Here is a 13,027-nt window from a genome sequence, read left to right on the forward strand (position 1 = left end):
GGAGGATCTTCGGATGACGGCTCTGCTCAACTGGTTCGCAGCGGCAAGGTGGCGCATGTCGCTGTCTCACTGCCTTGAAGGATTGCTGATCCAGGTTCCGGTCGGCTTGCTGCTCAACTTTCGAATCGGAGCGCTTGCTGTGATCGTCTGGTATTGGTCGCGCAAGAAGCTCGAGTGTGAACTCGAGACCCTGGATCCTGGCGAATCGCTCGCTTTCGAAAAGCATGCTTATACGTGGGCGATCGGCTGGTTCCCATGGCATTGGGACGCCTATAAAGTACTGGATCTGGTGCTGCCGGCGGTGTCCGCGATACTGATCGCGATCATCACACATGGCTACAAAGGGGCGTTAACCGCGTTATAGCGGTGAAAAAAGTACTCGCCACGCGGCACCCGGCTTCATGCGATGGTATCGGCCGCGATTTATTCGAATTGGGACAAGTGGCGCTTTGCTGTGCACAGACATGAGTTGCAACGGTTCAGTGGTTAAACGAATCTTTTTAATTGACTGAATCGTATATTTTTTTATTTGCTCATTCGTAGTCGCCCAGTGTTGACGCCCGTGTTTCTAGCAGTTAATAAATTAAATACGCAGCCTTTTGACCAGGAATATCGATCTGCTCCCTCACCCAATCGAATCTGAGTTTATCGCGATGTATTCCCGGGCGTTTTGAAAAAAAGGGGGGTGTCGATTCTTGCATATCAGGAGGATAATGCTGCCTGGTATTCGTATCGCACATGTGGCTTTGCATAAATTCCACCGGCTGCCTCGGCGCGTCTGATCGTCAATGCGTTGGCCTGAATGCTCCGATACAGCCGGACGATATTGGGAACGTGCTTGACAAAAAGACGGAATCGCGCCATTCCCGATCGCGTCGGTCTACGTGGGCACAGCCTGCGGAGCGGCCGACGACCCTCCATCCCGCTTGACGCGCAATGCGAAGCGTTACTGTTGAGATAATCCCTCGCTGCCCGACACTTCAGTGATCCGCAGTCGGACAAACCCCGATTGCCTGGTCGGCGACCCCCGTCACGTGGGGGCGGCGTAATGATTGGTAAATTCTTCCGTGTTGCGAAAGTGCCAATCTCATAAAAATTGCCGGGTGCAATACCCGTCGTGATTTTATTGCGGTATGATTGCGCCGGCTATGAGCACGCTTACCAATTCGCCTTCTTGAGTGTATTCGTTGCTCCGGGCTAGTCGTGTTCCGCTGAAAATCCATTGTCAGCCGCGTTGATTGAAAGCCCTGAAGGAACTGGCGCTGCAAGCGCGGACTTTCCGACTTCACTGCGTTGACCGGTGCAAATTGATGCTGGCGGTAGCGGCAAATGCTGCTTTGTTTGATCGTTCTTAAATGGTCTGCGCGTCTTGATTCACGTGCGCCTGCTGCAACAGAAACAAATAATCGATTTACAGACCATGCAAAGACAACATCGCTTGAATTCTGCGGGGGCGGGGGCGTGAAAGGGCCGCGTGTAGTGGTTATCACCGGTGCGAGTGCCGGACTCGGGCGTGCGCTCGCTTTGAGCTATTGCGCGCCGGGTACCACGTTGGGTTTAATGGGAAGAAACGCTGAACGTCTCGAGGCAGTTGCTGCCGAGTGTCGTGCGCGCGGCGCCGAAATCGTGCTCGGCTGCATGGATGTTCGTGACGCGGCGGCGCTCCGTGCGTGGGTCTTCGATTTCGACGCGCAACATCCGATTGACTTGCTGATCGCCAATGCCGGCGTCGCCAGCACGCTCCGATCAGCTGACGACTGGGAAGGCGCGGAGCGCACTGCCGAAGTCGTCGATATCAATCTCTACGGTACTTTGCACGCGGTGCTGCCTGCCATCGAGCGCATGCGCGCTCGGCGACGTGGGCAGATCGCGGTTGTCAGTTCGCTGGCCGGCTTGAGGGGAATGTCGATCTCGCCGGCCTACTGCGTAAGCAAGGCCGCGCTCGTGGCGTACTGCGATTCCGTGCGTCCCGTTCTCGCCCGCGACCATATCGGCATTTCAGTAGTGATGCCGGGCTTCGTACGAACAGCGATGAGCGACGTTTTCCCCGGCAGCAAGCCCTTTATGTGGAGCGCGGAAAAAGCCGCTTCGTTTATCAGGAAGCGCCTCGAGCGGCGCCGCGTGGAAATCGCGTTTCCGTTCGGTTTGACGCTCGGCCTCAAGTTGCTGCGTCTGTTGCCGGCCGTGGTCGCCGACGCAATCCTGGGTTTCCTGTTCCAGGTCCCTCGCCGGAATATCTGAAGTGCTGCCCGGTTTCCCAATCGCGGCCGCCATGGTCGCATGTTCCTTTGCCGTGGAAGCGATCGCTGTCACGAGATCGTCGCTGCGTCGACCACCGGTTGCGCTCACGCTGCACCTGGCGGCGCTCGTTGTCGTGACGACTGGTTGCATGGCACTGACAGGGCGGCCGTTGTTTTCGGCGGGCGTTGCGCTCGTGCTGATCGGCGTGCTCGCGGTCGTCGGCAACGCCAAACATGCGTCGCTGCGCGAACCGCTGGTCTTCAGCGACCTTAGCCTTTTCAGCCAGGTCTTCTCGCATCCACGCCTGTATTTGCCGTTTCTCGGGGCTGGCAAGCTCACCATCGTGCTCGCCGGCATAGCCGCAGCGGCGGGGGCGTTCATTGCCGAAAGGCCCGCGGCGATGGGACAGCGGTGTGCCGAAGCCGTTGTTGCACTGATTTGTCTGCCCGTGTGCATCGCGCTTTCGCGGCGCTTGCCGGTCACGCTCGACCCCTTTTCCGACCAACGTCGATTCGGCTTTTTCGCCGCATTCGTCGCCTATCTGATCAACGGGCTCAGTAGCGCGCAACGGCGTGCATTCAGTTGCGCCGTGGCGGCCGGCCCGTTTGCGGCCGGTCATCCACAGCGGCATTCCGGCGCTCATCCAGACGTCATCGTGATTCAGAGCGAGTCGTACTTCGACGCCCGCCGGCTTGGCGACTGTGTGTCCGGTGCGCCCTATGCGCATTTCGATCGCGCAAAACGCGAGTCGTTCGAGCAAGGCGAATTGACGGTGCCGGCCTGGGGCGCCAATACGATGCGCAGCGAATTCGCGATGCTCACGGGCGTGAGGTCCGCGCAGCTCGGTTACGCGCGCTTTTATCCGTACCTGTTCGTGCGTCGGGCCTGTGCGTCGCTGGCCGGTTATTTCAGCCGCGGTGAATATCGCACGGTTGCCGTGCACCCGTACCACGCGAGCTTCTTTGGCCGGCGCCGGGCGTTCGCGCACATGCATTTCGACCGCTTTCTCGACATCGAGCATTTCGGCAGCGCATCTCGCGTGGGGCCGTACGTTGCGGATCTTGCGGTGGCGGACAAGCTGATCGCTCTGCTGCAAGCGAGTGACGACAATCCCGTGTTTGCGTTTGCGATCACGATGGAAAATCACGGTCCTTTGCACCTGGAGACGGTATCCCGAGGGGAATCCACATCGCGGCACACGCTTGGCGACGACGCGCGCTGGCGCGATCTGACTGCTTACCTTCGGCATATTGAAAACGCGGACGCGATGATCGGCAGGTTGACCGGCTATCTGCGCGAGCGTAGCCGGCCAGCGGTCCTGTGCTTTTATGGCGACCACGTTCCTGCGATGTCTGCCGTATTCGATGCGCTCGAAACGGAACCGACCCGCAGTGATTACTTTATTTGGCGCAATTTCGGAAGCGACACTGGCGCACGCCGAGACGTTGGTGTGGAGACCCTCGGCTCGACGATACAGCGCGCGATGATCGATGCGGATGTGGGCGCCGACTCCCGAAACGCGTTGCAGCAGATGCCGGCATGAAGATGGAAAAAAAAATTGCGATTATTGGGATGGCGTGTCGCTTTCCCGGCGGAGTCACTGGGCCTGAAGAATTCTGGCAACTGCTGTGCGATGAGCGCGACGCGGTAACCGCTGTGCCGGCCGATCGATTCGGCACGGGGTTCTACCAGCATCCGTCGAAAAAAGAAGCGGGGAAGAGCTACACGTTCTCGGCGGGCGTACTCGACGACGTCGCCGGCTTCGACGCCGCGTTCTTCGGCGTGTCGCCGCGCGAGGCGAGCCAGATGGACCCCCAGCAGCGCCTGCTGCTCGAACTCGCATGGGAAGCGTTCGAGGATGCCGGCGTGCGTCCGGCCGGGATGCGCGGCAGCAACTGCGGCGTGTACGTCGGCGCCGCGAGCATGGACTACGGCAACCGCAGCATGGACGACCTGAACTGGATCGATCCGTATTCGGCGACAGGCAACGCGCTCAGCATTGCGTCCAATCGCGTTTCCTATCTGTTCGATCTGCGTGGTCCGAGCATGTCGGTGGACACCGCGTGCTCGTCGTCGATCGTCGCGTTGCATCAGGCGGTGCAGGCCCTGCAGTCCGGTGAAGCCGACATGGCGCTGGCGGGCGGCGTCAATCTGCTGCTCCATCCGTTTGGCTTCGTGAGCTTTTCGAAGGCGTCGATGCTGTCGCCGCGCGGCCGCTGCCACGCATTCGACGCGACCGGTGACGGCTATGTACGCTCGGAGGGCGGCGCTTTCGTGCTGCTCAAGCCGCTCGAGCGCGCGCTCGCGGACGGCGACACGATTCACGCTGTGATCGCCGGCTCGGGCGTCAATTCCAACGGCCATTCGCACGGCGGTATCAGTGTGCCGGCGGCGGCCATGCAGGCCGAACTGCTGCGCTCGGTGTATCGCCGCGCGGGCGTCGATCCGCGCTCGCTCGCCTATCTGGAAGCGCACGGCACGGGTACCGCGGTCGGCGATCCCATCGAGGCGCGCGCGCTGATAGAAGCCGTCTCGGGCAATCGCCCGGCCGACGATCCGCTTCTGATCGGTTCGGTGAAGACCAACCTCGGGCACCTCGAAACAGCCTCGGGCATGGCCGGCCTTTTTAAGGCGATTCTCTGCCTGAAGCACGGCGCGGTGCCGCGCTCGCTCCATTACCAAACGCCCAATCCCGCGATCGATTTCGAAGGCGGTCGCCTGCGCGTCGTCGATCGGCTAACGCCGCTCGCGCGCCGCGAGGGCGCACCGCTGACGATCGGCGTCAATTCATTCGGCTTCGGCGGCACCAACGCACACGTGGTCATCGCCGAGGCGGTACACGCAGCCGCGCTTGCGGAACCTGTCACGCTTGCGCCGTCCGCGGACACGGCTTTGGCGCCGCTCGTGCTCACGGCGCGTTCGCCGGCTGCGCTTGCCGCGCTCGCCGCGCGTTACCACGCGCGCCTGCAAAACGGCGCCGACTGGGCCGCGCTCGCAGCCAGCGCCGCGCGCCGCCGCGAATGGCTCGAACATCGTGCGGTCATTGCACCGCCGGATGTGCATGCGGGCTGCGCGGCACTTCTGCTGCTCGCGGATACCACCGATCAGCCGTTGCCGGAGTACGTCGCACGCGGCCAGGCTGTCACGGCGGGCACCGGGGTGGCGTTCGTTTATGCGGGCAACGGATGCCAGTGGGCTGGCATGGGCAAGCAGCTGTATGCGGAAGATCCCGTGTTCCGCGCGGCGCTCGACGATGTCGACGCATTGTGGTGTGCCGACGGTAGCGATTCGCTCGTTGACGTGCTGCGGGCCGGCGCGAGCGCCGAATGGCTCGCGGCAACGGAGAACGCGCAGCCGCTGCTGTTCGCGATTCAAGTGGGCATAACGCGCGTACTCGGAGCGCGCGGCATCGAATTCGACGCCGCGCTCGGTCACAGCGTCGGCGAGATTGCGGCCGCGTGGGCATCGGGCGCGCTGACGCTTGCCGAAGCCGTGCGGGTGATCCGCATTCGTAGCGGCGCGCAGGGTCTGACGCGCGGCACCGGCAAGATGGCGGCGGCGGGCATTGGCGAAGCCAGCGCGCGAGAGCTGATGGCACGCCTCGGTCTGACGGATACCGTCGAGCTGGCCGGCACCAACAGCCCGGAAGCCGTCACGCTCGCCGGCTCGCCCGAAGCGCTCGAAACGATCGGCGCTTCGCTCGCGTCGAACGGCAGCTTCTTTCAGTTGCTCGACCTCGATTACGCGTTCCACAGCAGCCGCATGGACGCGATCGAGCCGGTCGTGCGCACGGGTCTAGCCGATCTGGCGCCGCGCGAAGGCACGAAGCGCTACGTGTCGACGGTCACCGGCGACACGCTTTGCGGCACCGCGCTCGACGCGGGCTACTGGTGGCGCAACATTCGCGAGCCGGTGCGTTTCAGCGAAGCGCTTACGCGTCTCGTCGATACGGGCGTGCGCATGTTCATCGAAATCGCGCCGCATTCGATTCTGCGCCACTACGTGAAGCAGACGCTCACGAGCCTGAATGTCGCTGGTGCAGTCGTGCCCACGCTCAAGCGCCATCACGACAGCGCGCAGATGCTTGAGCATTCGATGCTGTCGGCGGTCGCGCACGGCGCGCGCGTCGATCTCGAACGCTTCGTGCCGGCGACATCGCAGCGCGTGGAGGCGGCGTTGCCGACTTACCCGTGGCAGCGCGAACGCCACTGGCAGACGGCCACCATCGAGGGCTACGACCTCGTAAATCGCCGCGTGGATCATCCGCTGCTCGGCTACCGTCTGCACGAGCATGCGTTCGCGTGGGAAAACCAGCTCGATCCGCAGCGCGTGCCGATGCTCGCCGATCACGTCGTCGATGGCGGCGTTGCGTTTCCGGGCGCGGGTTACGTCGAAATGGCGCTGGCCGCGGCCCGCATGTTCTTTCGCAGCTCGGACGTCGCGCTCGAGAACCTCGAAATCCGGATGCCGGTAGTGTTCCAGCCGCAGCACGCGAAGCTGTTCCGCTTCGTGATCGATGCGCGCACCGCGTCGTTTACGATCGAGACGCGCGAGCGTATGAGCGACAGCGCGTGGAATCTCAACGTAACAGGCCGCCTGCTCGAAAGCGGCTGCACGTTAAGCGCGCACAGCGCGGCGGACGAGTCGGTGCTGGCGCGCCTCGAAGCGAGCCCGGTGATGGATGGCGACGACCTGTATGCAAGCGCGCGCGCGATCGGTCTGAGCTACGGTCCCGAATTCCGCTGGGTGCGTACGGTGCAGGTGCAAGGCGACGCCGCGCTCGCCTGCTTCGAAGTGCCTCAGGTGCATGGTGGCGCGCAGGCGCTGGCCGGCTGGCTGCTGCATCCCGCGCTGATGGACAGCGGTTTTCATCCGCTCTTTGCCGTGCTCGGTCAGGCTGGCGCCGCCGCTGGCGACGCGCGTGCCGCGTTCGTGCCGGTACACATCGGCCGTGTCGACTTTGTGCGCGGCGATTCGGTGCGCCGCGTGCTCGCGCGCGTGCTGCGCCGCAGCCCGCATTCGATTGTCGCGTCGTTCGAATTCCTCGATGCCGACGATGCGATCGTCGCGCGTCTTTCAGGGTGCCGTTTCCGCCGCGTCGATCTCACGAGCCGCCGCCACGCCGCGCCGGCGCGCTTCGCCTACGCGCTCGAAGCGCGTCCGTTGGCAGAGGGCTTCACAGCCGCGGCGTTGCCTGCGCCCGCCGTGCTCCTCGAACGCGCGAGTGTGCGTGTCGCGTCGCATGAGGACAGCGCGCAACGTACGCTGCACTTGACTGAAACCTTGCCGTTGCTGGACGTGCTCGCGGGACTGTACGCAGTGAACGCGCTGGAGGCGGTCGGTGCGTTCGCGCAGCCTCGGCTGCTCACGCCCGCCAATGTTTCGCTGTTCGAGCGCCTGGTCCGCATCGTCGTCGAAGACGGTCTCGCGCGATTCGACGGCGAGCGTCTCGTGCGCGACGACGCGGCGTGCGCCGCGATGCCTGCGCTCGACGAATTGTGGCGCGACGTGTTGGCGGGTTCACCGGCGCACGTCGCCGAACTGACGCTGCTTGCACACGTCGGTGCCGCACTGCCGCGTGTACTGCGCGATGCCGCACCGGGTGCCGCTGCGCCCGCGTTGCTGTCGCCGACCGGGCGAAGCCTCGTCGAGCAGTTCTTCGACGCGTCGCCCACGTGGTCGCATGCCCGGGACATGCTTGCTGCCTGCGTAAAAGAAGCGCTCACAGCGTGGCCGTCCACTCGCCGTCTACGCGTACTGGAAATCGGCGCGACGAGTGGTGAAGTGCTTCGACCACTCGACATCGGCCTGCCGGCGTCGCAGTGCGAGCACGTGCTTGCGGGCACGCATCAGCAGCTCGCGGCGCTCGACGTGGAAGCGCATGCGCATGTTCAGACGCTGCTGCTCGGCGAAAACGAACCGCTTTTCACGCATTGCCGTGACTGCGCGCCGTTCGACGTGATCGTGGTCAACCGCATGATCGGCGAACAGGCCGATCCACTCGCCGCGCTGCAGGCGATCGCGGAACGCCTCGCGCCGAGCGGCATAGTCGTGCTCGCCGACGCGCGCCGCAGCCGTTTCATCGACATCGTGTTCGGTGCGGCGGGTCACGAGGTTGCCGCACAGGCCTGCGGCGCGCTCACGCCTGCGACGCTCCAGTCGCTTTGCGAGCGCGCCCGTCTGCGGAACGTCACGCGTCACACAGAGCAGGGCCTCGATCTCGAAGGCGCGCCGACGCTGATGGTCGCGCGCAAGGCCGCGTCCGTGCAACAGATCGCATCTGGCTCGGTCCACGCACGGCGTTGTCTGATCGTACAGTCCGGCAACGACGCTTTCGGCTCCGCGCTTGCGCAAGAACTTGCGCGTCGTGGCTGCGAGGTCGAATCGACGAGCGTGCGCGAGGCGGCTACATGGCTCGACCGTAACGACGCGCAAGCGCAGATCGTCTTCGTTGCACCGATCGCGCAGCTTGACGACGCGAGCGGCGCGGATGTGCTGCACGCGCAGCAGGGCGGCGCGCTCGCGCTCGCGACGCTCGCACGTGAACTCGATGCAGCAGGCGCGGCCGCGCAGGCGCGCTTGTGCGTGGTGACACGCGGCGGCGCACCGTTCAGTGATCGCGCGGCCACGGCGGCGCAGCCCGAGCAGTCGAGCCTGTGGGGTCTCGGCCGCGTAATGGCGAACGAATATCCAGCGCTTGCATTGCGTCTCATCGACGTGACGAGCGCGGGTAGCGACGCCGTATCGCAACTCGCGCGCGAGCTGACGCACGACGACGGCGAGGAAGAAGTGCTGCTCACCGCGCACGGCCGCTACGTGCCCCGAATGCTGCCGGCGCAAGCCGCACAACAGCAGACTCCGCGAGACGAATCCCACGCTCAACAGGCGGGCAGCGCCGTCCGCGCGGTGCTGGCGTTCGACATGCCGGGCTCGCTGCGCAACCTCGAATGGTTCGCTTTACCCGCGCACGAATTGAAGCCGGGTGAAGTCGAGATCGCGCCGGTGGCGACCGGTCTGAACTTCCGCGACGTCATGTATTCGATGGGCCTGCTCTCCGACGAGGCAGTCGAGACCGGCTTTGCGGGCGCAACGATCGGCATGGAGCTCTCTGGCCGCATCGTGCGGGTTGGCGCGGGCGTCGCAGGCTGGGCGCCTGGTGATGCGGTGCTCGGCTTTGCACCGGCTTCGTTTGCGACGCACGTGGTCACACGTGCGAGCGCGATCGCGCGCAAACCCGAAACGATTTCTTTCGAAGCCGCCGCGACGATTCCGACCACGTTCTTTACCGCGTACTACGCGCTGTGCGAGCTCGCAAGGTTGCGCCGCGGCGAACGCGTGCTCGTTCATGGCGGTGCGGGTGGTGTCGGTATCGCGGCGATCCAGATCGCCCGCCATCTCGGCGCTGAAGTGTTCGCGACCGCGGGTGCCGACGAGAAGCGCGAGTTCGTGCGCCTGCTCGGCGTCAATCGGGTGTTCGACTCGCGCAGCCTCGCATTCGCCGATGACGTGCGCGCCTGCACGAACGGCGAGGGCGTCGACATCGTACTCAATTCGCTCGCGGGCGAAGCGATGGTGCGCGGCATCGATACGCTGCGTCCGTTCGGCCGCTTTCTCGAACTCGGCAAGCGCGACTTCTACGAGAACAGCCAGATCGGTCTGCGGCCATTTCGCAACAACATCAGCTACTTCGGCATCGACGCCGACCAGCTGATGGGCGTGCTGCCGGATCTCACCACGCGTCTCTTCGGCGAAGTGATGGCGCTGTTCGTGAGCGGCGTGCTGCACCCGCTGCCGTATCGCGCTTTCCCCGCCGCGCGTGCGGAAGAAGCGTTCCGCTATATGCAGCAGGCGCGTCAGATCGGCAAGGTGCTGGTGACCTATGCGTCGGGCACGCCCGCACCCGCGCGTGGCGTCGCGCAGCCCGCGCTCAGTCTCGATCCGCGGGCGGCGTATCTGATCGTCGGCGGCACCGGTGGTCTCGGTTATGCGAGCGCTCGCTGGATGATCGCGCGCGGCGCGCGGCATCTGACGCTCGCCAGCCGCGGCGGTGCGCTCGATGCGGCGAAGCAGCAGGAGCTCGAACGTTGGCAGTCCGCGCATGGCGTGAGCGTGAGCGTGGTGTCGTGCGACGTGACCAACGCAGCGGCGCTCGATCGCCTGGTCGACACGATCGAGGCCCGCGGCACGCCGCTCAAAGGCGTGCTGCACTCGGCGATGCGCATCGACGATGGCCTGCTGCGCAATACGGATGACGCGCGCATGCTCGCCGTGCTCGAACCCAAGGTTGCCGGCGCATGGAATCTGCACCGCGCGACGCGGCGCTGCACGCTCGACTTCTTCGTGCTCTATTCGTCGGCGACGACGTATCTCGGCAATCCGGGCCAGGGCGCCTATGTGGCGGCCAACAGCTTCCTGGAAGCGCTCGTCGCGCATCGTCGCGCGGCCGGACTGCCCGCCACTTTCATGGCTTGGGGGCCGATCGAGGACGTGGGGTTCCTCGCGCGCAACAACGCGACGCGTGAAGCGCTACAGGCGCGCATCGGCGGTGCGTCGATCACGTCCGATGAGGCGATGACGGCACTCGAGCGCACGCTCGCCAACGGTGCGGCCGGCGAGGCGGTCGTGCGTCTGGATTGGGCGGCCATCGCGCGCGGCATGCCCGCAGCGCAGGCACGGCGTTATATGGCGCTGCAAGGCGGCGCAGCAACCGAGACGACGAACGAAGACGGCGCATTGCTCGAACAGTTGCGCGCGCTGCCCAGAGCCGAATGCATCGCGCTGGTCGAGACCGCGCTGCGTGGCCATATCGCGCGCATTCTGCATATGTCGCCTGAGCGTGTCGCGCTCGATCGTTCCGTGCTCGATCTCGGTATGGACTCGCTGATGGGCATGGAACTCGGGATGGCGGTCGAGGAATCATTCGGCGTAAAGCTGTCGATCATGGCGATCGCCGAAGGCGCGACCGTACCGATGCTCGCCGGGCGTATCGTCGACATGCTCGATGACGAGAGCGGTGAAGACGCACCAGGCGCGCACGGCGCGACGGATAGCGCGGAACTCGCGGCACTGGCCGAGCGGCACGCGCTCGACGAGAACGAGGCGCGCGCGCTGCTCGAACACAATCGAAACACGGGCAGCAACGATCAGGATCAACACGGAGGCGAGCCATGTCAGTCGACGCCGGCATTCGCGGAGTGAAGCTCCCCGCGGGGTGGCAGGCAAGCGAAGGTACGCTCGCACGTCCGCTCGAACTGTCGGGGCACGGCTTGCACACCGGGCGGCGTGTGAACGTGCGCATCCTTCCGGCTGCGAACGCGGTCAGCGCCGACGAGCGCCACGGCATTGTGTTTCGCCGCGTTCACAACGGGCGCTCGCTCGGTACGGTGGCCGCCGATCCTTCGCTGCGCCGCGGACAGCCGCTTTGCACGATGCTGCGCGGTGACGATGGCCTCGGCGTGCGCACGGTCGAGCACCTGCTTGCGTCGCTGCTCGCGTGCGAGATCGATCACGCAATCGTCGAACTCGACGCCGAAGAGGTGCCGATTCTCGATGGCAGCGCACAGCCGTGGATCGACGCGATTCGCGCGTGCGGGCGCACCGCGTTGCCGCGGCCAAAACGCTTCCTGCGCGTGCTCAAGACCGTGAGCGTCGCCGATGGCGAGGGCGCTGCGCGGCGCGAGATGCGTGTCGAACCCGCGGACGAGTACGCGCTGAGCGTGCATAACAACGATCTGAAGGGTTTCGGCGATATGGAGTGGCACGGCACGCTCACGCCGCGCGCATTCGCCGAGGACATCGCGTCGTCGCGCTCGTACGGACAGATCAAGTGGGCGGTGCCCGCGATCGTCGTCGGTTATCTGCGCGGCTGGCCGATTCTGCGTGGCGCACGGCTGTCGTGCACGGCGGCGATCGTCGGTAAGCGTGTGGTCGGCGGACTGCGACAGCCCGACGAGTTCGTGCGTCATCGTGTGCTCGATATGGTGGGCGACCTTGCGCTCGCCGGTGCGCCGCTGCTTGGTCACGTAACGGCGCGGCGGCCCACGCATGAAATGAATTACAGGCTGCTCGCGGCGCTGCTCGGCACGCCGGGTGCGCACGAATGGGTCGACGCGCACGCGTAAAGCGGGCGCGCAGCATAAACAGGTTAGATCGGATACATGGGACTCGGGGAAACACTACGCCAGCAGTTGGCGGCCAAAGCGCTGAAGCGGCAACTGGAGCGCGCGACCGATGCGGTTGCGGCGCCCGGCATGCCGGATAGCCAGGCAGTGCAGGCCGCGCAGACACTGTCTGCGCGCAGCCGCTTCGAAGCGATGCCGCAATACCAGCAGGTCAAGCTGATGCGCGCGATGGGCGAGACGCTGCGCGTCGAATCGCCGTTCTTCCGTGTGCATGATGGTGTGGCGGGCGCGACGACGCAGATTGGCGGCCGGGAGTACGTGAACTTCGCGAACTACAGTTACCTCGGACTGGCCGGAGATCCGATCGTCGCGGCGCGCGCGAAGGGGGCCATCGATCGTTACGGCACGTCGGCTTCGGCGAGCCGCATCGTCGCAGGGGAGCGGCCGGTGCACCGCGCGCTGGAGCAAGCGCTTGCCGCGTTCTATGAAACCGAGGATTGCGTGGCGTTCGTCAGCGGGCATGCGACGAACGTGACGGTGATCGGCTCGCTGTTCGGGCCTGGCGATCTGATCGTGCACGACGCGCTCGCACACAACAGCATCGTGCAAGGTGCGCAATTGAGCGGCGCGAAGCGCTTGAGTTTCGCTCACAACGACTGGCAGGC

General features: G+C 64.9%; 6 protein-coding genes. All 6 read left to right on the plus strand.

The window, feature by feature from the left end; genetic code table 11:
- The first annotated feature begins 13 nt into the window (after positions 1-13).
- Positions 14-364: a hypothetical protein gene (locus VGH68_RS23175; RefSeq protein WP_331606045.1), complete on the plus strand. Its 351-nt coding sequence runs from the start codon at positions 14-16 to the stop codon at positions 362-364.
- A 965-nt stretch (positions 365-1,329) separates the two neighbouring features.
- A complete protein-coding gene (locus tag VGH68_RS23180; protein WP_331606046.1) occupies positions 1,330-2,241 on the plus strand; it encodes an SDR family NAD(P)-dependent oxidoreductase in 912 nt (303 codons plus the stop codon).
- A gap of 31 nt (positions 2,242-2,272) precedes the next feature.
- Entirely contained in the window at positions 2,273-3,784 is a 1,512-nt protein-coding gene (locus VGH68_RS23185; protein WP_331606047.1) for an LTA synthase family protein, read from the plus strand.
- Positions 3,785-3,786: 2 nt separating this feature from the next.
- Positions 3,787-11,439 carry an SDR family NAD(P)-dependent oxidoreductase gene (locus tag VGH68_RS23190; protein ID WP_331606048.1) on the plus strand — a complete coding sequence of 2,551 codons (7,653 nt, stop codon included), beginning with the start codon at positions 3,787-3,789 and terminating at the stop codon, positions 11,437-11,439.
- Positions 11,436-12,362: a UDP-3-O-acyl N-acetylglycosamine deacetylase gene (locus tag VGH68_RS23195; protein ID WP_331606050.1), complete on the plus strand. Its 927-nt coding sequence runs from the start codon at positions 11,436-11,438 to the stop codon at positions 12,360-12,362. The genes VGH68_RS23190 and VGH68_RS23195 overlap by 4 nt, the downstream gene beginning before the upstream one ends.
- A 36-nt stretch (positions 12,363-12,398) precedes the next feature.
- Positions 12,399-13,027, plus strand: a 629-nt coding sequence (locus VGH68_RS23200) for an aminotransferase class I/II-fold pyridoxal phosphate-dependent enzyme (RefSeq protein WP_331606049.1), incomplete at its 3' end; no start/stop codon positions are given.

The organism is Paraburkholderia sp. (genome assembly GCF_036488505.1).
GTDB lineage: Bacteria > Pseudomonadota > Gammaproteobacteria > Burkholderiales > Burkholderiaceae > Paraburkholderia.